This is a genomic window from Alloalcanivorax gelatiniphagus (assembly GCF_005938655.1).
Taxonomy (GTDB): Bacteria; Pseudomonadota; Gammaproteobacteria; order Pseudomonadales; family Alcanivoracaceae; genus Alloalcanivorax; species Alloalcanivorax gelatiniphagus.
Genome location: NZ_VCQT01000022.1, coordinates 106,329 through 130,576, shown reverse-complemented (window position 1 = coordinate 130,576; position 24,248 = coordinate 106,329). Strand labels below are relative to the sequence as shown.

The window sequence follows — 24,248 nt, the reverse complement described above, 5'->3', positions numbered from 1 at the left end:
CAGGTTGCCGACCGTCTTCAAAGACGGCCCCGTTACCGGCCGGTTACAAGGGCGCAACAGGAAGCCTACCGGGGCCGGCGTGCCCGCCACGGGAGCGTCATTTTGCCGGTCCAGGCTTGCTCATTTACCAGGCCTGATCCGGTTGGAAAAAGGGAGTAAGCCATGACGATTTCCCGGCGTGATGTACTGCAGTTGATGTTTCTGGCCGGCGGCGGCGCCGCCCTGGCCGCCTGTGGAGGCGGTTCTTCTTCGTCCGGTTCCTCGGCGCCCGGTTCATCCGGTGGTGGCCAGACGCCCCGGGACCCGGTGGACGGCGGCGAACCGACGCCGCAGCCGCCGGCGCCGGCCCGGGAGCTGCCGCTGCGGCCCGGCCCGTTGTCCAACATCGGGCCGCTGGTGGACTCCGGCGTGGACGGCGTGCTGATCCCGGAGGGCTTCTCCCTGCGCCGGGTGGCCACCGCCGGCCGCCAGCCGGTGTCCAAGCTGCCCCTGTTTCTCTGGCATCCGCTGCCGGACGGCGGCGCGGTGTTTTCCCTGGCGGACGGTGGCTGGGTGTACGTATCCAACAGCGAGTCGGTGCCCGGTGGGGTAGGGGCGCTGCGATTCGGCGCCGACGGCGAGCTGCTGGACGCCTATCCGATCCTCTCCAACACCCGCGTCAACTGCGCCGGCGGCGCCACGCCCTGGGGCACCTGGCTGTCCTGTGAGGAAGTGGAGGACGGGCTGGTCTATCAGTGCGACCCGCTGGGTTCGCCCCGGCAGGCACGCTCCCACCCGGCTCTGGGCCGCTTCAAGCACGAGGCCGCCGCCGTGGATATGGCCACGTCTTCGGTGTTCATGACCGAGGATCAGGGCGACGGTCGCCTCTACCGGTTCCGGTCCGCCGGCCGGGTCAGCGCCGTCAACGGCGCTCCGGGCCTGGATCTGGACAACGGCGTGTTGCAGGTGCTGGAAGTGGAAGGCTTCGAGAACGGCGCTTATATGGAGGACCTGGAAAGCGCCCGCCTGATTCGCCGGGTGAAGTGGGTGGATGTGCAGTCTCCGGATCAGCCGCAAAGCCGGGTGCGCTCGCGCATCGAGGACAGCACCGGGCAGGGCGCGCCGGGCACCCGTTTCAAGGGCGGCGAGGGCATCTGGATGCAATACTGGCCGGAGGGCGAGCAGGACACCGTGTCCGGCTTCGAGCATCCGCTGCGGGCGGTGGTGTTCTTCGCCTGCAAGGGCGACAACCGGGTCCATGCCCTGGACGTGGACAACGACCTGATCGAGGTGGTGTTCGACAACGAGCAGTTGATCAGCGCCGGCGAGGACAGGTTCGACGACGTGGACAACCTGGTGGTGAGCCCCATGGGCGACGTGGTGGTGGCCGAGGACGGCGACGCCATGCGGTTGATGGTGATGGTGCCTAACCAGCCGGCGAAAATCCTGCTGCGGGTGCCCGGCGGCGGCAGCGAACTCACCGGACCGGCGTTCACCGCCGACGGTTCGCGCCTGTATTTCAGTTCCCAGCGCGGCCCCGCCGGTCTGCTTGGTCTGCCCCTGGGCCGCACCTATGAACTGACCGTGCCGGCCGCCTTTCGCGCCCTTTGAGCGGCTTGCCCGTTGCATCCGGAGGGCCTTGTGCCTAGGCTTTCCGGTTCGGTACACCGAGAGAGACGGCGACAATGGCATTCAAGGTTTATGTGGACGGACAGGAAGGCACCACCGGTCTGCGGCTGTTCGATTATCTGGAGCGGCGCGACGACATCGAGCTGCTGCGCATCGACAGCGCCCTGCGTAAGGACCCGGCGGAGCGTGCCCGGCTGCTGAACGCCGCCGACGTGGCCTTTCTGTGCCTGCCGGACGCCGCCTCCCGGGAAGCCGCCGCCATGGTCGACAATCCGGACACCTGCCTGATCGACGCCAGCACCGCCTTCCGGGTGGCCGACGGCTGGGTCTACGGCCTGCCGGAGCTGGCCCCGGGCCAGCGCGAGAAAATCCGCGCCAGCAAGCGCATCGCCAACGTGGGCTGCCACGCCAGCGCCTTTATCCTGGCGGTGCGGCCGCTGGTGGACGCCGGCCTGCTGCCGGCGGATTACCCGCTCACCGCCACTTCCATTACCGGCTACAGCGGTGGCGGCAAAAGCATGATCGCCGATTACGACGCCGACGCGGACGGTGTCCTGCGCGCGCCGCGTTCCTACGCCCTGGGTCTGGAGCACAAGCACCTGCCGGAGATGCAGCGCTACGTCGGGCTGGGTCTGGCACCGGTGTTCGTGCCCACGGTGGGGCCGTTCCTGAAGGGGCTGGCGGTGACCGTGCCGCTGCATCTGTCCCACCTGAAAGCGGGCACCGGCGCCGACGATCTGTATCAGGCGTTGCGGGAGCGATACGCCGATGAGCCGTTCGTGCGGGTGCACGCGCCGGACGACCCGGCCAACCTGGACGGCGGCTTCTTCGACGTGCAGGGCAGCAACGACACCAATCGGGTGGACCTGTTCCTGTTCGGCAATGGCGAGCGCCAATGCGTGGTGGCCCGGCTCGACAACCTGGGTAAAGGCGCCGCCGGCGCCGCCGTGCAGAACATGAACGTGCACCTGGGCGTGGACGAGGCCACCGGCCTGACGGCCTGACCCGCCGCCCAATCGCGGCTAAAGCCGCTCCTACAAAATCGTCGCAAGAGCGACTGTGTAGGAGCGGCTTCAGCCGCGATGCCCCAAAGCCAGCAGGTCCCTGTAGGAGCCGCGTCAGCCGCGATCAGGCCTCGGCGGCGGCCTTGGCCAACTGCTCGGTGTCCACCCGCACAAACACCGAATCAGCACTAGCGGTGAGCACATCGCCGGCCCACACCTCGCAAATTACCCGGCTCTTGCGGCTCACCTCGCCCTCCACCCAGGCTTTCAACCGCAGCGGCACGCCCATGGGCGTGGGCTTCAGGTAGCGAATATCCAGCCGGCCGGTGACGCAGCTGATGCGCGGCTGGCTGCCCGCTTCGCGGCCCTCGGCCTGGTATTGCCAGGCCATGGCGGTCCAGTTGGAATGGCAGTCAATCAGCATTGCCAGCAGGCCGCCATAGACCAGGCCGGGCCAGCCGGTGAACTCCGGGTCCGGGGTATGGGTGGCGACCACGTGGCGGCCGTCCTCATCCCAGTGACTTTTCAGATGCAACCCGGAAGGGTGCGCACTGCCGCAGCCATAGCAGATGCCTTCCGGGTGGCCCCGGTCCTGCAGCGCAAGGGTTTGTTCGGTCATGATCGATTTCCCGTAGCCAGGGTTCCCGCCTTGCCGACGGCGGGAACGGTTCTTATGATCGGTTGCTCTTTGCAAGCGCCGCATAATAACGAGGATCGCGCATTATGAGTACGGCCCTGTTTCGCCGCGAAGGCGACCTGTATTACCCCTCCGAGAATGCGCAAGGCCCGTGGAGCCCGGATTATCTGCACGGCGGTTCGCCGGCGGGGCTGCTCGCCTCGGTGCTGGAGCCGGCGGGCACGGAGGGCGGCCTGCGGCTGGCGCGCTTCAGTGTTGACCTGCTGCGGCCGGTGCCCACGGCGCCGTTGTCGGTGCGCGTGGAAGCGGTCCGTGACGGCCGCCGCCTGCGCCTGTTGCAGGGGGACCTGTTCGCCGGCGAGGTGCTGGTGAGCCGGGCCACGGCGCTGTATCTCGAACAGGTGCCCCTGGCGGTGCCGGAATGGGCGCGCTTCGAACCCGGCGTGTTGCCGCCCCGGGAGCCGGGCGCCGAGGCCAGCCTGGCGGAGCTGGCGGCACGGGGCGGGCGCAAAGCGCTGCCCTTGCCCGGGCTGCACCACACCGTGGCGGTGACCCTGGTGGATGGGGTGGCGGGGCGTGGGCGCGGTCGTGTGTGGATGCGCCTGCCGGTGCCGGTGGTGGAAGGGCAGGGGTGCTCGCCGTCGGTGCAGGCCGCCACCCTGTCGGATTTTGGCAATGGCGTTGGCCAGCTGCAGATCAATGAAAACACCGGCAGCATCAACGCGGACATCAGCCTCTATCTGCACCGGGAGCCCCAGGGCGAATGGCTGGGAGTGGATGCCCGGGCGCGCATGCACACCAACGGTAACGGCCTGGTGGAGACCACGCTCCATGATGAGCATGGTCCCGTGGGCCGGGTGTTGCAGGCGACCCTGGCGATGCCGGTATACGCCGGCTAGGCGTGCGCCGGTTTACTTCACCTCGGCCAGGTACTTGGCGAAGCGGTCCTTGTTCATGGCCATGCCGGCGCTGAGCGCGTCGGCTTTCTTCTTGGCCGCGTCCAGATTGCCGGCGGCGCCCACCTGGATCACGCCCACCATGCCCAGCGGCATGTGCGGATCGCACTGATACAGGTATACCCCTTCCTTGGACAGGGTCACGGTGATCTTCTCATTGAGCTGACCCTGCCAGGCCTCGGCGCCGGCCGGGGTAAACACCGCGTGGCTGTTGTGGGCGGCGTCCTCGGGCACGAAGGTGACGGTGTCGCCGGGGGCCACTTTCAGGTAGCCGGGCTCGAATACCATGGTGCCGTCGGCGCCCTGGTTCTTCATATGCACTTCGTGGTCGGCGGCCAGCGCCGGGGTGGCGGCCAGCAACCCGGAAACCAGAACGGCCAGGGCGGAGTGGGAAAGACGCATCGGATAACTCCTGACGGATAAAGTGTTAGGCGGTGCACAGGGTAGCCGCTCGCCGCCGACGCCCCATGACCTGGGTCAAGCGCGGCGTTATGATGGCGGCTTTATTGGCCGGCGATGCAAGGAGCCCCCCGTGACGGACATCGAGCAGTTGGTGCTGGAGCTGGCCCGCGAGCTGGGCGGGCGCGGCCTGAAGCTGGCCACGGCGGAATCCTGCACCGGCGGCGGCATCGCCCAGGCGCTCACCGAAGTGGCCGGCGCCTCGGACTGGTTCGACCGGGGCTTCGTGACCTACTCCAACGACGCCAAGATGGAGATGCTGGGCGTCAGCGCCGCCACCCTGGAGCGCCACGGCGCGGTCAGCGAGGGCACGGTGCTGGAAATGGCGCGCGGCGCCCTGGCCCGGTCGCCGGCGCAGCTCAGTGTGGCGGTCAGCGGCGTGGCCGGCCCCGGCGGCGGCAGCGCCGACAAACCGGTGGGCACGGTGTGGATCGGCTGGGCGGCGACGCCGGGCTGGTCCCGGGCTGAACTGTTTCACTTTCCCGGTAACCGCTCGGCGGTGCGCCGGGCCACCATCGCCGCCGCTCTGCAAGGGCTGCGGGCGCATCTGGACGGGCTTTGAGCGCCGGGGGTTGCAGCCTGGCCAAACACTGCCCATAATGCTGTCCAAATAGACAGTGCTGGTCATCGGGTCAGGATGGAAGCTGAACCAGGGTGGCGGCACACGGAATCGAAGAGGGGTTTCACCAATGAGCGACAAGAGCAAGGCACTGTCCGCGGCGCTGTCTCAGATCGAGCGCCAGTTCGGCAAAGGGTCGGTGATGCGCATGGGCGACCAGAAGCGCGAGCGCATTCCCGCCATTTCCACCGGTTCCCTGGGGCTGGACATCGCCCTCGGCATCGGCGGCCTGCCCAAGGGCCGTATCGTGGAAATCTACGGTCCGGAATCCTCCGGCAAGACCACCCTGACCCTGAGCGTGATTGCCCAGGCGCAGAAGAAAGGCGCCACCTGCGCCTTCGTCGACGCCGAGCACGCCCTGGACCCGGACTACGCCGAGAAGCTGGGCGTTAACGTGGACGACCTGATCGTGTCGCAGCCGGACACCGGTGAACAGGCCCTGGAAATCACCGACATGCTGGTGCGCTCCGGCGCCGTGGACGTGGTGATCGTGGACTCCGTGGCCGCCCTGGTACCGAAAGCCGAGATCGAAGGCGAGATGGGCGATGCCCACGTGGGCCTGCAGGCCCGCCTGATGAGCCAGGCGCTGCGTAAGATCACCGGTAACGTGAAGAACGCCAACTGTCTGGTGGTGTTCATCAACCAGATCCGCATGAAGATCGGCGTCATGTTCGGCAACCCGGAAACCACCACCGGTGGTAACGCCCTCAAGTTCTACTCCTCCGTGCGCCTGGACATCCGCCGCATCGGCGCGGTCAAGCAGGGCGACGAGGTGGTCGGCAACGAGACCCGCGTCAAGGTGGTCAAGAACAAGGTGGCGCCGCCGTTCAAACAGGCCGAGTTCCAGATTCTCTACGGCCAGGGCATCAACCAGCTGGGCGAGGTGCTGGACCTGGGCGTGCAGCAGGGGCTGGTGGACAAATCCGGCGCCTGGTACGCCTACCAGGGCGACAAGATCGGCCAGGGCAAGCAGAACGCCTGTGATTACCTGGCCGAGCACCCGGACGTGGCCCAGGCCATCGAGAAGGAAATCCGTGCCCGTCTGTTGAGCGTGCCCACCAGCGAGCCCGCCCAGGCCGAGCAGGAACCCGAAGCCACGGATGAGTAAGCGCCGTGACGGGGCCGGTGACGGCCCCGTGGATGAGGCTACCCTGCGCCAGTACGCCGTCAAGCTGCTGGCGCGGCGGGACCACGGCCACGCCGAACTGCGCGGCAAGATGCGCCACAAGTTCGGTGACCAGGCGCCGCTGGACCCGGTGCTGGAATGGTGCCAGGAACAGGACTTCCTCAATGACCGGCGCTTCGCCGGTTTTTTCGTGCGTTCGCGCATCGAACGCGGCCAGGGGCCCCTGCGCATCCGCGCGGAACTGCGCCAAAAGGGGCTGAGCGACGAGCTGATCGGCGCCGCCGTGGAGCAAGCGGACTGCGACTGGTTTGCCCTGGCCCGGGAGGTCCACGGGCGCCGTTTTCGCCAGCCGCCGGCGGACCAAAAGGAAAAAGCCAAGCAGCTGCGCTTTCTGCAGGCCCGGGGTTTTGACGCGGAGCAGTGCTTCGCCGCCCTGGACGCGGCCGTGGATCGCGGCTGAAGCCGCTCCTACAACACCGTCCCCTCTCCCTGTAGGAGCGGCTTCAGCCGCGATCCACGCCAATGCGGTGATTTACCCCCTTGCCCGGCAATGGTGACACGCCCAAACTCACACCTCCTTTTACGCAAGGCGACTCCCATGGAATACCTCGGTGACCCCTGGCTGGTCGCGGCTCTGCTAGGCTCCGGCGTGATCGCCGGCTTTATCAACACCCTGGCCGGCGGTGGCGGCCTGCTGATCCTGCCGTTGCTGATGCTCACCGGCATGGGCCCGGCCCTGGCCAACGGCACCATGCGGGTAGGGGTGCTGATCCAGTCCCTGGAAGGGGTGCGCCAGTTTCACCGGCACGGCTCCATGCCGTTCCAGACCCTGCCCGGTATTCTGGTGCCGACCCTGGCCGGGGCCCTGCTGGGCACCCTGGCGGCGTCCTTCCTGCCCACCGACATTCTCGAACCGGTGTTGCTCGGCACCCTGGTGTTGATGGCGCTGATCATGGTGTTCAAGCCCGCCACCCTGGTGGCCGGGCCGGACGAGATGCCCCGTGCGCTGGGTTCCACGCCGGCGGCCTGGGTGGGCCTGTTTCTGACCGGCGCCTACGGCGGCTTCGCCCAGGCCGGCGTGGGCTTTCTGCTGATCGCGGTGCTGGCCGGTCAGCTGCGCTACGACCTGGTGCGCACCAACGGCCTGAAGCTGGCCATTACCGGCTGCTTCACGGTGCTGGCGCTGTCCATTTTCGCCTGGCGCGGCCAGGTGGCCTGGCTGCCGGGGCTGCTGCTGGGCGCCGGTACGCTGCTGGGCGTGCGCCTGGGCGTGGGCTTCGCCCACCGGGTCTCCCAGCGGGTGCTCAAGTGGATTCTGCTGGTGATGGTGGTCACGGTCTGCACCGCCGCCTTTTTCAAATAGCCGGCCCATCGCAACCGCCCCGGGACAACGCTATACTGCCGGTCCCTAATTTCCGGTAAGTGTTTGTTCCGTATGACCAGCGCTGAAATCCGCCAGGCTTTTCTCGACTATTTCGCCCGCCAGGGCCACACCAAGGTACCGTCGTCTTCCCTGGTGCCCGAGAACGATCCCACCCTGCTGTTCACCAACGCGGGGATGAATCAGTTCAAGGACGTGTTCCTGGGTCGTGAAAAACGCGACTACAGCCGCGCCACCAGCGCCCAGCGTTGCGTGCGCGCCGGCGGCAAGCACAACGACCTGGAAAACGTGGGCTACACCGCCCGCCACCACACCTTCTTCGAAATGCTGGGCAACTTCAGCTTCGGCGATTACTTCAAGCGCGACGCCATCCGCTTCGCCTGGGAGTTTCTCACCGGCGAGCTGGGCCTGCCGGCGGAGCGCCTGTGGGTGACGGTGCACGTTTCCGACGACGAGGCGGCGGACATCTGGCTCAAGGAAATGGGCGTCAGCGCCGAGCGTTTCTCGCGTCTGGATGAAGACAACTTCTGGCAGATGGGCGACACCGGCCCCTGCGGCCCCAGCTCCGAGATTTTCTACGACCACGGCGCCGACGTGCCCGGTGGCCCGCCGGGCTCCGAGGACGGTGACCTGGACCGTTACATCGAGATCTGGAACCTGGTGTTCATGCAGTACGACCGCCAGGACGACGGCGAACTCAAGCCGCTGCCCAAGCCCAGCGTGGACACCGGCATGGGCCTGGAGCGCATCGCCGCGGTGAAGCAGGGCGTGCACTCCAACTATGAGATCGACCTGTTCCAGAACCTGCTCAAGGCGGCGGCCAAGGCCACCGGCTGCGACGACCTGGAAAACAAAAGCCTGCGCGTGATCGCCGACCACATCCGCTCCGCCGGCTTCCTGATCACCGACGGCGTGGTGCCCTCCAATGAAGGCCGTGGCTACGTGCTGCGCCGCATCATCCGCCGGGCCCTGCGCCACGGCCATCAGCTGGGCCAGGACCGTCCGTTCTTCCACACCTTGGTGCAGGCGCTGGTGGATGAAATGGGCGCCGCCTATCCGGAGCTGGCCCGGGAACAGGCGCGGGTGGAAAAGGCCCTGCTCGCCGAGGAAGAGCAGTTCGGCCGCACCCTGGCCGCCGGCATGAAGGTGTTGGAAGCGGCCATGGCCGGCCTGGACGGCGACACCCTGCCCGGCGAAGTGGTGTTCCAGCTGTACGACACCCACGGCTTCCCGCCGGACCTGACCGCCGACGTGGCCCGGGAAAACGGGCTGGAGGTGGATCTGGCCGGCTTCGAGCGGGAGATGGAAGCCCAGCGCGAGCGCGCCCGCGGTGCCGGCTCCTTCGGCAACGATTACAGCGACCGCCTCAATATCGAGTCGGTGACCGCCTTCTCCGGCTATGAAAAGCACGAGGACCAGGCCGAAGTGGAAGGCCTGTACCGGGACGGCCAGGCGGTTGACCGTCTGGAAGCCGGCGACACCGGCATGGTGGTGCTCAAGCGCACGCCGTTCTACGCCGAATCCGGCGGCCAGGTGGGCGACCGGGGCGTGCTGGCCGGCGACGGCGGCCGCTTCGACGTGGAAGACACCCGCAAGCGCGGCCAGGCCCATATCCACATCGGCACGGTGCGCGAAGGCGCCCTCCAGGTGGGCGACAAGGTGGACGCCTACGTGGACCTGGAACGCCGCCGCGCCATCATGCGTCACCACTCCGCCACCCACCTGCTGCACGCCGCCCTGCGCCAGGTGCTCGGCGAGCATGTGCAGCAGAAAGGCTCCCTGGTGGCGCCGGACTACCTGCGCTTCGACTTTTCCCATGGCGAAGCCCTGAGCGCCGACCAGCGCGACCGGATCGAGGCCATCGTTAACCGCCAGATCCTGGCCAATGCCGCCGTTACCACCGAACTGATGGACATGGATGCCGCCCGCAAGGCCGGCGCCATGGCCCTGTTCGGCGAGAAGTACGCCGATGAAGTGCGGGTGCTGACCATGGGCACCGACGGCTTCTCCAAGGAACTGTGCGGCGGCACCCATGTGCAGCGCACCGGCGACATCGGCCTGTTCAAAATCACCCTGGAAACTTCCGCCGCCGCCGGCGTGCGCCGCATCGAGGCGGTCACCGGCGAGTACGCCCTGGCCGCCGTGCGCGACCAGGAGCGGGCCCTGGATGAGATCGCCGCCACCCTCAAGAGCAGCCCGGAACTGGCCGCCGGCCGGGTGGCCGCCCAGGCCCGCCGCCTGCGCGAGCTGGAAAAGGAAGTGGAGCGCCTCAAGCAGAAGCTGGCCTCCGGTGCCGGCGGCGACCTGACCGCCGATGCCCGTGATGTGGCCGGGGTGAAGGTGCTGGCCACGGTGGTGGACGGCGCCGACGCCAAGACCCTGCGCGTGACCATGGACAAGGTGAAGGACAAGCTGGGCTCCGGCGTGATCCTGCTGGCCGCCGCCGACGGCGACAAGGTGGCCCTGGTGGCCGGCGTCACCAAGGACCTCACCGACCGGATCAAGGCCGGCGATCTGATGAAACGGGTCGCCGAACAGGTGGGTGGCAAGGGCGGTGGCCGCCCGGACATGGCCCAGGGCGGTGGCACCGACGCGGCGGCCCTGCCGGCGGCGCTGGAAGGGGTCTACGGTTGGGTGCAAGAGCGGCTCTGAAAACCTATCGCGGCTGAAGCCGCTCCTACGCCCACGGGCATTGTAGGAGCGGCTTCAGCCGCGATCTCCAGGCCTTCACATGAAACCCCGGCGCGAAAATGCTATCCTTTCGCGCCCCTTTTTGCAGAAAAAGTCATCTATGGCACTCATCGTTCAGAAATACGGCGGCACCTCGGTCGGTACCGTCGAACGCATCCAGGCCGTCGCCGAACGGGTGGCGCGCTTCCGGGAACGGGGGGATCAGGTGGTGGTGGTGGTGTCCGCCATGAGCGGCGAAACCAATCGCCTGATCGAACTCGCCAACGGTGTTTCCGAGCAACCCAGCACCCGTGAAATGGACGTGCTGGTCTCCACCGGCGAGCAAGTCACCATCGCGCTGCTCTCCATGGCGCTGCAGCAGCGTGACGTGGACGCCCGTTCCTATACCGGCTGGCAGGTGCCGATCCGCACCGACCAGAGCCACTCCAAGGCCCGCATCGAGGACATCAACGACCGCAAGATGCGCGCCGACCTGGACGCCGGCCGTGTGGTGGTGGTCGCGGGCTTCCAGGGCGTGGACGACGACGACAACATCACCACCCTGGGTCGCGGCGGCTCCGACACCACGGCGGTGGCGCTGGCCGCCGCCCTGAAGGCCGACGAGTGCCAGATCTACACCGACGTGGACGGCGTCTACACCACCGACCCGCGGGTGGTGGACACCGCCCGCCGCCTGGACAGCATCACCTTCGAGGAAATGCTGGAAATGGCCAGCCTCGGGTCCAAGGTGTTGCAGATCCGTTCCGTGGAGTTCGCCGGCAAATACAATGTGCCGCTGCGCGTACTGTCCAGTTTTCAGGAGGGCCCGGGCACCCTCATTACCGTCGACGACGAGGTGGATATGGAAAAGCCGGTTATCTCTGGCATCGCTTTTACCCGTGACGAAGCAAAGATCACCGTGCGCGGCGCCCCGGACACCCCGGGCATCGCCTTCAAGATCCTCGGCCCGGTCAGCGACGCCAATATCGAAGTGGACATGATCGTGCAGAACGTGGGTGCCGACGGCGCCACCGACTTCACCTTCACGGTGCACCGCAACGACTTCGCCAAGGCCAAGGAAGCGCTCAAGAAATCCGCCGAGGAGCTCGGCAACCCGGAAATCATCAGCGATGACAAGATCGCCAAGATCTCCCTGGTGGGTGTCGGCATGCGCTCCCACGCCGGTGTCGCCAGCAAGATGTTCGAGACCCTGGCCGCCGAAGGCGTGAACATCACCATGATCTCCACATCCGAGATCAAGGTTTCCGTGGTGGTGGCCGAGAAATACCTTGAACTGGCGGTCCGCGCCCTGCACCAGGCCTTCGAACTGGACCAGCCCGCGGCCTGAAACCGCCCGGCGTCGTGGCCCGTCCCACGACGCCGGACATCCCGCTCCGTGGGAAGACTTTGCGGGTGGGTTGCGGCATAATGCGGCCTTCGCCCCCCGCGGACATGTAGGCCGTACCGTATGATGGATGCATTGAGAGCGGTCCGTTAGTCTTGGGAGCGAAGCTGCGCTCACAGAACAACCTGAAGGACCCAGGAGGGATTTTCCATGCTGATACTTACGCGCCGCGTCGGTGAGACGTTGATGGTTGGCGATGAAGTCACCGTCACTGTCCTAGGCGTTAAAGGCAACCAAGTACGCATTGGTGTCAACGCCCCGAAGGAAGTGGCGGTGCACCGTGAAGAGATCTACCAACGCATTCAACACGAAAAAACTGGCGAAGGCGGCGAGAATGGTTGATTTTTGGGCTGTATTTTCCAGCTAAACTGGTATTATGCGCGCCGGAATCAACGATCAACGTTCCAGTGAAGTAACAAGCAAGTTCCGGAGAGGTGGGTGAGTGGCTGAAACCAGTTCCCTGCTAAGGAACCATACGTATTACTCGTATCGAGGGTTCGAATCCCTCCCTCTCCGCCAGACACAAAAAAGCCCGGCATTGGCCGGGCTTTTTTGTGTCTGGCGGAGAGGGAGTACTTCATTCGAACCCTCCGGTTCGACCGAACGGCGCAAAGCGCCGTGAGGGGCGTCACCGCGTCGCGGTGACGGGGCGTAGCCCCGAGCGAAGCGAGCCAATCCCTTCCTCTCGGCGCGCGCAGCGCGCCCAAGCGGTGGAATCGCCCCACCGCCGGATCGCGGCTAAAGCCGCTCCTACAGGGGGGTTGACCGCGACGGGCAATGCCGGGTTTTTTGTGTCTGGCGGAGAGGGAGTACTTCATTCGAACCCTCCGGTTCGACCGAACGGCGCAAAGCGCCGTGAGGGACGCCGCCGCGTAGCGGCGGCGCCCCGAAGGGGTGAGACGGCGAAGCCGGCGACGAAGGCGCATGCCGAAGAACGCCGCATATAGCGGCGGCCCATAGGGCGAGCGACAAGGTCGCGAGTCATCAATCCCTCCCTCTCGGCGCGCGCAGCGCGCCCAAGCGGTGGAATCGGCCCCCCACCGCCGGATCGCGACTGAAGTCGCTCCTACAGGGGGCTTGACCGCGATGGCCATTGTGTCTGGCATGCACTGCCCCACATGGAGAACCCGTATGCTTCACTCGCGATTGTTGCGTTATCTGGATGAAGTGGCCCGCGCCGGGTCCATTCGCAAGGCGTCGGAGCGGCTCAACGTTTCCCCCACCGCCGTCAACCGGCGGATTCTGCTGCTGGAAGAGGAACTGGGCGTAGAGTTGTTCCAACGTTTGCCACGGGGCATGCGTCTGACCTCCGCCGGGGAAATCCTGATCGAGCATGTGCGCCAGACCCTGAAGGCGTACCGGGCCACGGCGTCACGCATCGATGACCTGAAAAACCTGGGCGGCGGTGAGGTGAACATCGCCACCATGAACGGCCTGGCCGGCGGCTTGGTGGGGCGGCTGGTGTCTGACTATTGCGAGCACTACCCCCGGGTGAGGGTCAATTGCAGCACCCTGTTCATCAACGACATCGTCGAAGCGGTGGGCGAGGGCGCCGCCGACATCGGCCTGGGTTACAACCTCCCCAAGGTCCCCCATCTCAACGAGCTGGCCCGTTATGAAGCGCCGCTCGGCGCGGCGGTGACGCCGGACCATCCGCTGGCGCGCCGTGCCGTGGTACGTCCGTCGGATTGCCTGGGCCATCCATTGATCCTGGCGCGGGAAACCATGGTCATGCACCACCGGGTGCGTGAATGGTTCCTGGAAGCGGGGCTCGATATCCAGCCCCGCCACTTGTCCAACTCCATTGAGTTCATGAAGCAACTGGCGCTGTCATCACGGATGGTGGCGTTTCTCGGCCGCTTTGACATTGCCGAGGAGCTGGAGCGTGGCACCCTGGTCCACCGGCCGTTCGCCGATGACAAACTGGGCCGCAACACGCTGGCGTTGGTGACCCATCGCCGTCAGGCACTGACCAATACCGCGGCGGTGGGGCTGATCGAGGTGATCAAGGAACGGCTCGATCACCTGGATGCGCTGACCCGCTGACCGCTTAGCCGGGCCGCGCCCCCCAGCCAGCGGTGGCCAGCGCGCCCAGCGCGCAGCGTTCGTCATTGTCGCCGGTGTCACCGGACAGGCCCAGGGCTCCGGTCGTCCGACCCTGATCATCGAGGATCAACACGCCGCCGGGGCTGGGTATCACACGGCCGCCGCTGGTGGCGGCGATGGCATTGAGGAAGGCGGGCATCCAGTCCGCCCGTTCCGCCAGCTCCCGGGTGCCGAAGCCCATGCCCAGCGCCCCCCAGGCCTTGCCGTGGGCAATCTCGAAACGCAGATAGCCGGCGCCGTCGTCGCGCCGCGCGGTGATCAGGTGGCCGCCGGTGTCGAGCACCACCACGCTCATCGGTTGCAGGTCCAAGCGTCGACGTTCCTCCAGCGCGGCGCGGGCGATGGCGTCGGCCTGTGCCAGGGTCAGTGAGAGGGTCATGAAACGGCTCCGATCAGATCATCCAGTTCCCGGTAGTCCGGCAGGGCGGTGTCGATATCACGGCCCCTGTGCAGCACTCGCCGGTCGGTCTGCGGACGGGCCAGCAACTCGCTCATTGAACGGCCGCGAAATAACACCAGATCGGCGGGCAGGCCCACCGCCAGCCGGCCGCGCCGCGCCAGCCCCATGATGGCCGCCGGGGTGCGGGTGACGGCGCCGAACCAGCCGGCCCAATCCGGGTCCAGTTGGGCGATGCGGACGAACTCACGAAACACTTCCAGGCCGTCGTGGTCGCCGAACGCAAAAAAGGGGTCGCGGCAATTGTCGCTGGCCGCCGCCACCGGCACGCCGGCGGCCCGCAGTTCCTTGACCAGAGTCAGGCCGCGCCAGTGCGGTGTACCGCCGGTCCCCCGGTCCTGCAAATACAGGTTGACCATGGGCAGGGTGACCACCGCCAGGCCTGCGGCCTTGACCCGGGCCAGGGTCAAGGCGATGTCATCGTCGCTCTGCCGGGCGAGACTGCAGCAATGGCCACAGGTCACGGTGCCGGGAAAGCGGTTGCGTAGCACCGCCTCCGCCACCGCGCGCAGACCCTGGGCATTCGGGTCGTGGGTTTCATCCACGTGCAGGTCCAGGTCCAGGCCGCGCTCGGCGGCGCCCTGTAACAGATGATCCAGCGCCGGTGCCAAGGGGCCTTCGCTTTTCAGGATGCCGCCGGCAACGCCGCCGTGTTCGGCCACCAGGTCCAGCAGACGGGCACCGTCGGCGCCCTGGTAGGCATCCAGCCGGGCCATGGCCACGGCCTGCAGGTCGATGTGGTCGGCCCATTGGCGGCGCTGTTCGCCAAACACCGCCCAACTGGTTTCCGCCTGGGCGATTTCATAGCTGTCCAGATGGGTACGCAGGGCGCCGGTGCCGTGGGCCACGGCGCAACGCACGCCGAAGTCGAAGCGGCGCGCCACATCCTCGAAACGCCAGTGGGCACGGCGGTCGGCGGCCACGGTGCGGGCGGCGGTACCGTGGCTGCCATCGGCGTTCGGTGCGCGGCCCCAGATATGGCCCTTGTCCAGATGGGTGTGCATGTCCACGAATAGCGGCCAGACCTGGCCGCCGTCCAGGTGGTCGGCGTTGGCCGGCGGTTCGGCGGCGGCTGGCTGCAGCGTGGCGATCAGGCCATTGCGTATTTCGATGTCGACCAGGGCCAGGCCTTCGGCGTCGGCTTCCAGCTCGGCGCCTTCCGTGAGCGAGACCGGCACGCGGGCACGGTGTAGCCAGTGTTGGTCGGGGCGGGCACTCAGGTGAGATGGCATCATCGGTCCTCGTTCCTCAGGCCTTTTGATAGCGCCAGCCGGAGGCCGGCAGTGCCACGCCTTTTCCGGGGGCGGCCAATTCCTCGGCGGCGAATTTGCCGGGGTTCATCAGGTTGAACGGGTCCATGCTCCGTTTGAAGGCGATCTCCGTGGCGTCGATGGGTTTCATGCCGTTCTCCTTCACGTGCATGGTGTGGGTGTTGGCCGCTTCCACGCCTTCTTCCTGCATGCCTTCGATCACCGATGCCATATGGGCCTCATCACGATACTGGAACAGCGGCGAGCCCTGCGCGGTAAGACGGCCGTCCATGCGTTTCATGTCCAGGCGCAGCGGTCCCAGGTCGAAGAACTTGTGGTGCACCCGCTCGATGGCGGCAAACAGGTTGTGGTCCGGGAAAATGCCGATGTTGGCCACCAGCGATGGGTCGGTGCGGGTGGCGTGCAGGCGCGCGTGACCGAAGCTGAATTCATAGAGCGGCCGTTTGAAGTCACCCTGACCTTCCAGCCCCTGATAGACGATGGTGCCGCCGTGGTCGGCCACCAGGCTTTCGAACGCCTCGCCGAAGTCGTCCGCCACCATGACATGCACGGTATGACGCTCATCGCGCAGATGGGGCTTAAGAGCGGTGAACAGGCGGGCGTAGCGCCATTCGTTGATGGCCACCATTTTCACTACCAGGCCGTCGCTGGCATTCAGCGTTACCCCGAAGCGCACCGCTTTCATGAAGTCCTTGAAATCGACGATTGCCTCGCGCCAGCGATAAGCCGGCGCCAGGGGCATCTCGATTTCGGTGATGATGCCGTTGGTGCCGTAGGCGTGATGCACGCGGTTGACCTCGGCGCCACGCAGTTCCATCACGCGGGGTTCCTCCTCCACGCTGATCACCTCGACGCCGACCACATTGCCCAGGTCGCGCAGAATGCCCCAGGTGCAACTGCCGACGCCGACATGGCCGCCGCCGAGGAAGCCTCCCAGGGTGGCGGTACGACGGGTGGACGGGTGCATGCGCAGTTCGCGGTTCTGGTCGGCGGCGTAATCGTCCACCGCCTGTACGATCATGCCCGGTTCCACCCGCACCGTGGCGTGGTCGAGGCTGATCCGGCGATTGAGCGCGGTCATGTCCAGTATCGCGCCGCCTTGCAGCGGCGTGCCCTGACCCCAGTTGCAAGTGCCGGCGCCGCGCGGCAGCAGCGGCACCCGGTGGCGGGCGGCGGCTGCCGCCACGCGCCTGACCTCGGCCTTGTCGCGGGGGCTGACCACCAGATCGGCCAGTTTGCCCTTCAACTCATCACGCAGAATCGGGCTGAAGGTGGTGGTCATGTCGCGGCTTTTGCGGCGCACCTGGGTAGCGTCGTCACTGTGTTCGATGCCGGCGATATCGCGGCGGAAGGCATTGATGTCCATGGTCTGTTTCCTTGTGGCGGTGTTTATTGGCTGGCCGTGGGCATCACACCCAGGCCATCGATCAGATCGGTGGTGAATGCACTTTCCCAGTCGGTGTCTTCCGGCAGCAGGCCGGCGCCGACCATGTACTGGTAGGTGGCCCGCCACCGTTCCCGAGTGATGGTGCCGATGCCCTGTTCGGCGGCGTCGCCGCTGCCCACGGCGTTGGCCTGGCGCAGGTGGTGCACTGCGAAAGCCAACTGCTGGTCGGTCATCTTGGGGTTTTCTTGCTTGATCAGAGCATTGCCCAGTGCCGGATCTTTCAGGTAATCGCGCCAGCCCTTCAGTGAGGCGCGCAGGAAGCGGCGCAGCTGGTCCGGCTTTTCCACCAGCACGTCACGACGAGTGGTGATGGTGGAGCCATAGGGGGGGTAGCCCTGATCGGCGAAGGCATAGAAGCGGTAGGGCACGTTCATGTCTTTCAGTACGAAAGGTTCGGAAGAGCCGAAGGCCTGCTGCACCGCGTTCGGGTCCCGGATGAAGGGCTGAATATTGAAGGTGTAGCGTTTTACCTGGTCGTCACTGAGGCCGTATTTGTCCCGGAGCCAGGGCCACCAGGAATTGCGTGCCGACGCCGACATCAAAATGGAGCGGTCGCCGATGTCGTCCAGGCCGGTAACGTCCGGGTGGGTGATCAGGCCGTTCATGTCGTGCTGGAACACGGCGGCGATGGCCACCAGCGGCAGGTCGCGCGCCACGCCACTGAGAATCCGGAAATCGAAACCGGAGTACACATCCGCTTCGCCGGCCAGCAGCAGTTGCATGGAATTGACCTGCGGACCACCCATCTTGATGGTCACGTCCAGGCCTTCCTCTTCATAAAGACCGCTGGCCAGTGCCTGGTAAAAGCCGCCGTGCTCGGCCTGAGCGTACCAGCTGGTCATGAACACCAGCTTGTCCGCCGCCCGCGCCGGTGACGCCAGGGCGCCGACGCCAAGCGCCAGCAGCAGGGCGCTCATCAAACGGCAAATGGATAGATGAAGCATGGAGTAATCTCCGTGGCTGGGAATGATGGCTTCATCCTGCCCGCGGGCCCCGTGCTAAAAAAGCGACATATTTCGCTAATGGTGTGAACTTTTTGTTTACTCAACTGGGGCGGCCGCTTCCTTACGATGCGACGCTAACGGCCGCCTCCATTCACCAACCCTTCACAATATCCATACACCTCTTCACGTCCGCCCGTTGTACAAACGTACCAAAAGGTTGACGAAAATCGCTGCACAAGACGGCGAACAAGAAAGGCGCGCCGCTCCGGCCGCCAACAACACGACAAGAGGGTGGAATCATGGTCAGCGAACGGTACCGGTTAGCGTTCGCCGCCTGGCTGTTGGCGGCGGGTCTGGTAATGACGGGATGCGGTGGCGGTGGGGGCGGCTCCGGCGGCGGCGATGCCGGTGGCGGGCCACCCACCCCCAACCAGCCGGAGGAGGAAGTCCCGGACCCGTTCACCGAGGGCCGCACCTTCCAGGTGTCGCCGGGCCCGGACGCCACCCGCCAGATGGTGGAGGCGATGATCCAGCTCAAGCCCCGGGACACCCTGGAATTCGGCTGCGGCTTCTTCGATCTGGACGAGGGCCTGCTGATCCAGGCCACCGAGGACGTGACCATCAAGGGCTGCGGCAAGGACAAGACGGTGCTGTCGTTCCGTGACAGCATCAACGTCACCGGCCTGGAAGCGCTGAACGTGCGCGGCATCACCGTCAGCGACCTGACCATCCTGGATTCCCCCGGCGACGCCTTCAAACTCAAGGGCGTGAAGTGGGGCACCCTGCGCAACGTGCGCGCCATCTGGTCCGGCGGTGGCGGGCTGATCACCGCCGCCAACTACGGTCAGCGCCTGAACGTGGCCTGCACCGCGCCACCCTTCAATGAAGGCGACCCGGCGCCGGACTACGTGCCCAGCTCCGCCAGTGGTCGCTACGGCATCTACCCGGTGGAATCGGAAAACATCCTGGTGGAAGGCTCGGAATCCATCGGCGCTTCCGACGCCGGTATTTACGTGGGCCAGACCAGCACCGCCATCATTCGCGACAGCCGCGCCGCCTATAACGTGATGGGCTTCGAGATCGAGAACGTGCAGGGCGGCGAGTACGACGACAACGTGGCCGAGTGCAACACCGGCGGCTTCCTGATCTACGACCTGGAAAACATTACCCAGTACGGCGACACCTCGGTGATGGTCAACAACCTGGCGCGCAACAACAACACCTACAACTTCGCCCACAGTGGCCTGGTGTCGGTGGTGCCCCGGGGCGTGGGTTTCATCACCCTGGGCTATGACAATATCGAGGTCTACGACAATGTGTTCGAGGACCACAGCACCGCCGCCGTGCTGTACATCAGCTATGAGCTGATCGACGGCCCCGGCAACACCGCCGACAAAAAGCTGGACCCCTACACCGAGGGGCTGCATATCCACGACAACGTGATGCGCAATTCCGGCTACGATCTGCCGCCGCCGGACCTGCAGAAAACCCTGGCCGGTGACATCGAGAGCGTGCTGCCCACGCTGATCGGTTTAAAAAATCTGCCGACCCTGAACAACCCCACGGAGCTGCTTTCCAGCCTGCAAAACCTGGCCAATCTGGGCAAGGGCGCCCACATTATCTGGGACGGCCTGCGCGATGACCTGGACGCGGACTGCCCCTATCCGGTGGACGCCCAGGGCAACCCGGTGCCCGCCGATGAAAACGGCAAGCCGATCCATACCAACCAGCACCCCAATCCGTCCTGCCATTACAACGCCTACAAGTTCAACGACCAGGGCCAGCGCAAGCAGCCCACCTGGGGCTCCTGTTTCCACGACAACGAACTGTCCGACGACAGCGCCCCGTACCTGAACTTCCACGGCACCGACGGGCTGGAACTGGTGATGGGGCTGCTCGACCAGGACCTGTCGATTCTCACCCCCGGGGGCTTGCTCGACATCGTGGGCGGTCTGCTGAACTTCCCGTCGGACACCAAGCTGTCCGACCACGACTGCCAGGCCCGTTTCGGCCAGGTGTTGGCGCCGCTGCCCCGGGTGGAGATCCCGCCGTTCGAGCCCAGCGGTGATTACGATCCGGCCACCAGCGAGGAATACATCGCCCATCTCTGCGAGCAGGAAGTGGAAGAGGGCGAGATCAACCGCGCCGCGCTGGAGGTGGACTGCCCGCTGCTGTCGCAATACAACCTGTTCGCCGACGCCCAGGACCCGCGCAGCCTGCCCCATGAAGGCGGCGTGCCCTTCGTGCTCAACACCAAGCTGTTCTCCGACTACGCCACCAAGTACCGGGTGGCCTTTATTCCGCCGGGGGAACAGGCGGTGTACCGGGACGGCCAGGACGGCAACAACCTGAACGGCGCCATCGACTTCCCGGTGGGCACGGTGATCGCCAAGACCTTCGCCTTCACCGACGAAGCCAACGGCAGCGAGGAGCTGGTGGAAACCCGGCTGCTGATCAAACGCACCAGCCAGAGCGGCAAGGCGTTCTGGGCCGGGCTGCCCTACATCTGGGAGGAACAGAACGGCGAAAAGGTGGCGCGCTTCACGCCGGCCGGCGGCAGCCGGGCGGTGCACTGGCACTACCGGGACGCCAACACCGGCCAGCTGCTGAGCGGCGAGACCGCCGGCTATTCGGTGCCCAACGCCAACCAGTGCATCACCTGCCACGGCAACGACGACCGGCCCGGCGGCAGTGCCCCCATCGGCCCGAAACCGCGCAACCTGAACCGCGCCTACCAGCCGGAGAGCGCCTTTATGGGTACTGACGGCCAGGGCGGCTTCCCGCGCGTCAACCAGCTGCAGTACTGGATCGACCAGGGCCTGCTGGCCGGCGCCCCGGAACTGGAACTGGACGGCCAGGGGGTGGCCACCAACATCGAGCGCCTGCCGCGCTGGAACCTGCCCGGCGACGGCGGCCTCACCGCCAACTCGCCGGGGGACGTGGAGCAGCGGGTACGCGCCTACCTGGAAGTGAACTGCCAGCACTGTCACAACGACAAGGGCGCCGCCTCCAACACCGGCTACTACCTGGATCACTACCGGGACGTGGACGCCGGCTATGGGGTCTGCAAGAAGCCCACCGCCACCGGTGGTGGCTCCTGTGGTCGCCAGCACGTCATGGTGCCGGGCAGCAGCGCGGATTCCATCGTCGCCTGCCGGTTGGCCGCCGAGAACGACCCGCAGCGGATGATGCCGCCCATCGCCCGCAGCGTTGCCCACGACGAAGCCTCGGCGCTGATGAATCAGTGGATCGACACCGTGGTGGACGGCGACTACACCAACGCCGGCAGCTGCGGGAATTAAAACCCTTCGCTTTTTTCCTCCTCCTCGGGCGGCCTTCGGGCCGCTTTTTTTGTAGCGGTTCCCGCGCCCCCGTAGCTTTGATTGGGCTGTAGGAGCGACTTCAGTCGCGATAAATCTGGCACGGTGGTTGATCGCGACTAAAGTCGCTCCTACAAAACCCCAACCACGGCCAACAATAAGGGCGGCCCTTTGTTCCGATCATTATGAAATTTTTATTCAAGATTATTGGCGTTTTGCCGATGAACAGTCTGTATTCCGGCCGTCGATCAGACGCCGCCGGGGGGGAGCCTAATTCCTTGATTTAAATTAAGAAAACGGTGATATGTCGCGCAATCGCCGGGGTTCGGAAGTAGGCTGCGGATCATTGCCAAGCTGGTGGGAGACAAAAATGAAGTGGCTCGACGACCTGACCGTGAAAAGCAGCTGGAGCCTGGTGCTGGCCGCGTTTACCGCCATGTTGTTGCTGATCGGTGGGGTGAGCGGCTACGCCAATCACCATAACGGTGAGGCGTTCGAGGCGCTTAACCAATTGCACGGCGACCGCACCGATACCCTGCGTGACGCCTACATCAAGTTGCTCGGTGAGGAGCGTGGGCTGAATGCGGAGGCCGCCGCGGCCGCCGCCGACACCCTGCTGGCGGATTCCGGCGACAAGGTGCGCACCCGGGTGGAGGCGTTCCACACCATGGCGGACCGTCTCGACGCGGTGCTGGCCACGGTGATGCTGCTGTCCCTGGCCCTGGTGGCGGTGGTGCTGTGGGGCATCACGGTGAACGTGATCGAACCCCTGCGCCGGGTGGCCGGCCACTGCGAGCGCATGGCCGCCGGGGACCTGTCCGAGCCGGTGGAGCGCCGTGGCAACAACGAAATCGGCCAGCTCTACAACGGCCTGGGCCGCATGCGCGACAACCTGGCCGCCATCGTCGGCCAGGTCCGCGCCAGCAGCGACACCATCCACGCCGGCTCCCGGGAAATCGCCACCGGCAACACCGACCTGTCCGCCCGCTTCGAACAGCTGGCCGCCTCCCTGGAGGAAACCTCGGCGAGCATGGAGGAACTGACCGCCACCGTGCACAACAACGACGAACACGCCCGTCAGGCGGACGATCTCACCCAGGGCGCCAGCCGGGTGGCGCAACGGGGTGGCGAAGCGGTCCGCGAGGTGGCCTCCACCATGAGCGGCATCCGCGACGGTTCCGAGCGCATCCAGGAGATCACCGGGCGCATCGAGGGCATCGCCTTCCAGACCAATATCCTGGCGATCAACGCGTCGGTGGAGGCGGCCCGCGCCGGTGAACATGGCCGGGGCTTCGCGGTGGTGGCGTCCGAGGTGCGGCAGCTGGCCCAGAACACCGGCGGCCTGGCCAAGGAAATCCGTACCCTGATCGAGGACACCGTGGAGCGGGTGGGGCAGGGCGCCGAGCGCGTCAACCAGGCCGGCGAAACCATGTCGGAGATGCTCGCGTCCATGGACCGGGTCACCGAGATCATGGCGGCGATCCGGGTCGCCTCCGGGGAGCAGACCCAGGGCATCGAGCAGGTCAGCCGCGCGGTGGTGGAAATGGACCGGGTCACCCAGGACAACGTGGCGCTGGTGGCGGACGCCGCCAAGGCCGCCGGCCGCTTGGAAAGCCAGGCGCGCACCCTGCGCCGGGAAATGGCGGTGTTCAATCTCACCGCCGAGGGCGAGGACGCGGAGCCGGCGGAGGAAGGGGCGCCGGCTCCGGTACTGGCCTAGGGCCAGGAAAGGGCCTAAAGCGCCCCGGCCAGCTCGGTCAGGGCCGCTTCGGTGGCCTCCCAGCCCAGGCAGGCATCGGTGATCGACACGCCATAACGCAGCTCCGGCCCCAGGGCCTGCTGGCCGCCGTGCAGGTGGCTTTCCAGCATCACGCCGGCCACGGTACGGTCGCCGGCCCGGCGCTGGGCGAGCAGCTCGTCGAGCACCGCCGGTTGCCGGGCCGGGTCCTTGCCGCTGTTGGCGTGGCTGCAATCCACCACCAGACGGAGGCGGAGGCCGGCGCTCTCCAGGGCGTCGCGGGCCGCCGCCACGCTGGCGGCGTCGTAATTGGGGCCGCGCCGGCCGCCGCGCAGCACCAGATGGGTGTCCGGATTGCCGGCGGTCTGGATCAGCGCCGGGTGGCCGTGGTCGTCGATACCCAGGTGGGCATGGGGATGGGCGGCGGCGCCCATGGCGTCCCGGGCCGCGCCCAGCTCACCGTCGGTGCCGTTCTTGAAGCCCACCGGCAGAGCCAGGCCGCTGACCATTTCCCGGTGAATCTGGGATTCCGTGGTGCGCGCGCCAATCGCCGCCCAGCTCAGGGTGTCCGCCAGGTAATCCGCCGCCAGCGGGCTAAGCAGCTCGGTGGCCACCGGCAGGCCCAGTTCCACCAGATCCAGCAGCAGTGCCCGGGAGCGTTGCAGCCCCTCGGCCAGATCGCCGCGTCCGTCCAGGTGCGGATCGTAGAGCATGCCTTTCCAGCCCACCGTGGTGCGCGGCTTCTCCACATAGGCGCGCATCACCAGCAGCAGACGATCGCCCAGTTGGTCGTTGAGCGCCTTCAGGCGGCGGCCGTATTCCAGGGCGGCGTCCCGGTCATGCAGTGAACAGGGCCCGGTGATCACCAGCAGGCGCGGGTCCTCGCCACGCAGAATGGCACGCACCTGGTCGCGGTGGTCACGGACCTGGTCGGCTTGCGCCGCGCCCAGCGGCAGCGCCTCGCGCAGGGCGGCGGGGCCGGGCAGGGGCAGGGCCCGCCTGGCGGCGGGCGAAACGTCCGCGTCATCGCGGACGGCGGCAAGACTGGCGTTCATATGATCCTTCCTTCCTCTGAAAACCTCTTAAAAACAAAAACCCCC

At 66.4% G+C, this 24,248-nt stretch carries 20 protein-coding genes and 1 tRNA gene; 14 read left to right on the top strand and 7 right to left on the bottom strand.

Translation table 11 applies throughout. The features are described from left to right. The first annotated feature begins 162 nt into the window (after positions 1–162). The gene (locus tag FGS76_RS06125) at positions 163–1,590 is read left to right on the top strand and encodes an alkaline phosphatase PhoX (RefSeq protein ID WP_138771744.1); all 1,428 of its coding nucleotides are present in this window, start codon (positions 163–165) and stop codon (positions 1,588–1,590) included. A 74-nt stretch (positions 1,591–1,664) separates the two neighbouring features. Continuing rightward, on the top strand, positions 1,665–2,612 hold the full coding sequence (gene argC, locus FGS76_RS06120) for an N-acetyl-gamma-glutamyl-phosphate reductase (RefSeq protein ID WP_138771743.1): 948 nt from the start codon (positions 1,665–1,667) through the stop codon (positions 2,610–2,612). A gap of 124 nt (positions 2,613–2,736) precedes the next feature. Here argC and FGS76_RS06115 read toward each other — a convergent pair whose 3' ends face one another. Continuing rightward, positions 2,737–3,231: a PaaI family thioesterase gene (locus FGS76_RS06115; protein ID WP_138771742.1), complete on the bottom strand. Its 495-nt coding sequence runs from the start codon at positions 3,229–3,231 to the stop codon at positions 2,737–2,739. Positions 3,232–3,335: 104 nt separating this feature from the next. On the opposite strand from FGS76_RS06115, the gene FGS76_RS06110 reads away from it, so the two are divergent. Continuing rightward, on the top strand, positions 3,336–4,148 hold the full coding sequence (locus FGS76_RS06110) for a thioesterase family protein (RefSeq protein ID WP_138771741.1): 813 nt from the start codon (positions 3,336–3,338) through the stop codon (positions 4,146–4,148). 12 nt (positions 4,149–4,160) lie between these two features. Here the strand turns inward: FGS76_RS06110 and FGS76_RS06105 are convergent, their stop codons facing one another. Then, positions 4,161–4,607, bottom strand: coding sequence for a pseudoazurin (locus FGS76_RS06105; protein ID WP_138771740.1), 447 nt, complete (start codon positions 4,605–4,607; stop codon positions 4,161–4,163). Positions 4,608–4,737: 130 nt separating this feature from the next. Here FGS76_RS06105 and FGS76_RS06100 point away from each other — a divergent pair, with 130 nt between their 5' ends. From FGS76_RS06100 to FGS76_RS06065, 9 genes are all read left to right on the top strand, one after another. After that, positions 4,738–5,226, top strand: a complete 489-nt coding sequence (locus FGS76_RS06100; RefSeq protein WP_138771739.1) for a CinA family protein — start codon at positions 4,738–4,740, stop codon at positions 5,224–5,226. 127 nt (positions 5,227–5,353) lie between these two features. Continuing rightward, positions 5,354–6,391, top strand: coding sequence for a recombinase RecA (recA, locus tag FGS76_RS06095; protein ID WP_138771738.1), 1,038 nt, complete (start codon positions 5,354–5,356; stop codon positions 6,389–6,391). Then, entirely contained in the window at positions 6,384–6,869 is a 486-nt protein-coding gene (locus tag FGS76_RS19555; RefSeq protein WP_205717196.1) for a regulatory protein RecX, read from the top strand. The genes recA and FGS76_RS19555 overlap by 8 nt, the downstream gene beginning before the upstream one ends. A gap of 138 nt (positions 6,870–7,007) precedes the next feature. Continuing rightward, positions 7,008–7,772, top strand: coding sequence for a sulfite exporter TauE/SafE family protein (locus FGS76_RS06090; RefSeq protein ID WP_138771737.1), 765 nt, complete (start codon positions 7,008–7,010; stop codon positions 7,770–7,772). Positions 7,773–7,844: 72 nt separating this feature from the next. Next, a complete protein-coding gene (alaS, locus tag FGS76_RS06085) occupies positions 7,845–10,442 on the top strand; it encodes an alanine--tRNA ligase (protein WP_138771736.1) in 2,598 nt (865 codons plus the stop codon). A gap of 139 nt (positions 10,443–10,581) precedes the next feature. Then, positions 10,582–11,808, top strand: a complete 1,227-nt coding sequence (locus FGS76_RS06080; protein WP_138771735.1) for an aspartate kinase — start codon at positions 10,582–10,584, stop codon at positions 11,806–11,808. A 207-nt stretch (positions 11,809–12,015) separates the two neighbouring features. Beyond that, a complete protein-coding gene (gene csrA, locus FGS76_RS06075) occupies positions 12,016–12,207 on the top strand; it encodes a carbon storage regulator CsrA (RefSeq protein WP_138771734.1) in 192 nt (63 codons plus the stop codon). Positions 12,208–12,293: 86 nt separating this feature from the next. Beyond that, a tRNA-Ser gene (locus FGS76_RS06070) sits at positions 12,294–12,384 on the top strand. Between the two features lie 612 nt (positions 12,385–12,996). Beyond that, positions 12,997–13,911 (top strand): LysR family transcriptional regulator, encoded by a 915-nt coding sequence (locus FGS76_RS06065; protein WP_170214413.1) that lies wholly within the window; start codon positions 12,997–12,999, stop codon positions 13,909–13,911. Between the two features lie 4 nt (positions 13,912–13,915). Here FGS76_RS06065 and FGS76_RS06060 read toward each other — a convergent pair whose 3' ends face one another. Genes FGS76_RS06060 through FGS76_RS06045 form a run of 4 tightly spaced genes read right to left on the bottom strand, consistent with a single transcriptional unit; the run spans position 13,916 to position 18,090 of the window. Beyond that, entirely contained in the window at positions 13,916–14,350 is a 435-nt protein-coding gene (locus FGS76_RS06060; RefSeq protein ID WP_138771732.1) for a GlcG/HbpS family heme-binding protein, read from the bottom strand. Then, positions 14,347–15,663: a cytosine deaminase gene (locus FGS76_RS06055; RefSeq protein ID WP_138771731.1), complete on the bottom strand. Its 1,317-nt coding sequence runs from the start codon at positions 15,661–15,663 to the stop codon at positions 14,347–14,349. The genes FGS76_RS06060 and FGS76_RS06055 overlap by 4 nt, the downstream gene beginning before the upstream one ends. A gap of 13 nt (positions 15,664–15,676) precedes the next feature. Beyond that, positions 15,677–17,065: an FAD-binding oxidoreductase gene (locus FGS76_RS06050; RefSeq protein ID WP_138771730.1), complete on the bottom strand. Its 1,389-nt coding sequence runs from the start codon at positions 17,063–17,065 to the stop codon at positions 15,677–15,679. A gap of 23 nt (positions 17,066–17,088) precedes the next feature. Beyond that, the gene (locus tag FGS76_RS06045) at positions 17,089–18,090 is read right to left on the bottom strand and encodes an ABC transporter substrate-binding protein (protein ID WP_138771729.1); all 1,002 of its coding nucleotides are present in this window, start codon (positions 18,088–18,090) and stop codon (positions 17,089–17,091) included. Positions 18,091–18,389: 299 nt separating this feature from the next. On the opposite strand from FGS76_RS06045, the gene FGS76_RS06040 reads away from it, so the two are divergent. Both FGS76_RS06040 and FGS76_RS19755 read left to right on the top strand, forming a co-directional pair. After that, a complete protein-coding gene (locus FGS76_RS06040) occupies positions 18,390–21,392 on the top strand; it encodes a parallel beta-helix domain-containing protein (protein WP_138771728.1) in 3,003 nt (1,000 codons plus the stop codon). A gap of 388 nt (positions 21,393–21,780) precedes the next feature. Further along, positions 21,781–23,130 carry a methyl-accepting chemotaxis protein gene (locus FGS76_RS19755; protein WP_138771727.1) on the top strand — a complete coding sequence of 450 codons (1,350 nt, stop codon included), beginning with the start codon at positions 21,781–21,783 and terminating at the stop codon, positions 23,128–23,130. Positions 23,131–23,144: 14 nt separating this feature from the next. On the opposite strand, the gene FGS76_RS06030 is transcribed toward FGS76_RS19755, so the two are convergent. Continuing rightward, positions 23,145–24,203, bottom strand: coding sequence for a 3-deoxy-7-phosphoheptulonate synthase (locus FGS76_RS06030; protein ID WP_138771726.1), 1,059 nt, complete (start codon positions 24,201–24,203; stop codon positions 23,145–23,147). Positions 24,204–24,248 lie beyond the last annotated feature (45 nt).

Excerpts from the sequence above, each read along its gene's own strand:
- FGS76_RS06125 (WP_138771744.1), top strand. The coding sequence starts at position 163 with ATGACGATTTCCCGGCGTGATGTACTGCAGTTGATGTTTCTGGCCGGC.
- argC (WP_138771743.1), top strand. The coding sequence starts at position 1,665 with ATGGCATTCAAGGTTTATGTGGACGGACAGGAAGGCACCACCGGTCTG.
- FGS76_RS06115 (WP_138771742.1), bottom strand. The coding sequence starts at position 3,231 with ATGACCGAACAAACCCTTGCGCTGCAGGACCGGGGCCACCCGGAAGGC.
- FGS76_RS06110 (WP_138771741.1), top strand. The coding sequence starts at position 3,336 with ATGAGTACGGCCCTGTTTCGCCGCGAAGGCGACCTGTATTACCCCTCC.
- FGS76_RS06105 (WP_138771740.1), bottom strand. The coding sequence starts at position 4,607 with ATGCGTCTTTCCCACTCCGCCCTGGCCGTTCTGGTTTCCGGGTTGCTG.
- recA (WP_138771738.1), top strand. The coding sequence starts at position 5,354 with ATGAGCGACAAGAGCAAGGCACTGTCCGCGGCGCTGTCTCAGATCGAG.
- FGS76_RS19555 (WP_205717196.1), top strand. The coding sequence starts at position 6,384 with ATGAGTAAGCGCCGTGACGGGGCCGGTGACGGCCCCGTGGATGAGGCT.
- FGS76_RS06090 (WP_138771737.1), top strand. The coding sequence starts at position 7,008 with ATGGAATACCTCGGTGACCCCTGGCTGGTCGCGGCTCTGCTAGGCTCC.
- alaS (WP_138771736.1), top strand. The coding sequence starts at position 7,845 with ATGACCAGCGCTGAAATCCGCCAGGCTTTTCTCGACTATTTCGCCCGC.
- FGS76_RS06080 (WP_138771735.1), top strand. The coding sequence starts at position 10,582 with ATGGCACTCATCGTTCAGAAATACGGCGGCACCTCGGTCGGTACCGTC.
- csrA (WP_138771734.1), top strand. The coding sequence starts at position 12,016 with ATGCTGATACTTACGCGCCGCGTCGGTGAGACGTTGATGGTTGGCGAT.
- FGS76_RS06065 (WP_170214413.1), top strand. The coding sequence starts at position 12,997 with ATGCTTCACTCGCGATTGTTGCGTTATCTGGATGAAGTGGCCCGCGCC.
- FGS76_RS06060 (WP_138771732.1), bottom strand. The coding sequence starts at position 14,350 with ATGACCCTCTCACTGACCCTGGCACAGGCCGACGCCATCGCCCGCGCC.
- FGS76_RS06055 (WP_138771731.1), bottom strand. The coding sequence starts at position 15,663 with ATGATGCCATCTCACCTGAGTGCCCGCCCCGACCAACACTGGCTACAC.
- FGS76_RS06050 (WP_138771730.1), bottom strand. The coding sequence starts at position 17,065 with ATGGACATCAATGCCTTCCGCCGCGATATCGCCGGCATCGAACACAGT.
- FGS76_RS06045 (WP_138771729.1), bottom strand. The coding sequence starts at position 18,090 with ATGCTTCATCTATCCATTTGCCGTTTGATGAGCGCCCTGCTGCTGGCG.
- FGS76_RS06040 (WP_138771728.1), top strand. The coding sequence starts at position 18,390 with ATGGTCAGCGAACGGTACCGGTTAGCGTTCGCCGCCTGGCTGTTGGCG.
- FGS76_RS19755 (WP_138771727.1), top strand. The coding sequence starts at position 21,781 with ATGAAGTGGCTCGACGACCTGACCGTGAAAAGCAGCTGGAGCCTGGTG.
- FGS76_RS06030 (WP_138771726.1), bottom strand. The coding sequence starts at position 24,203 with ATGAACGCCAGTCTTGCCGCCGTCCGCGATGACGCGGACGTTTCGCCC.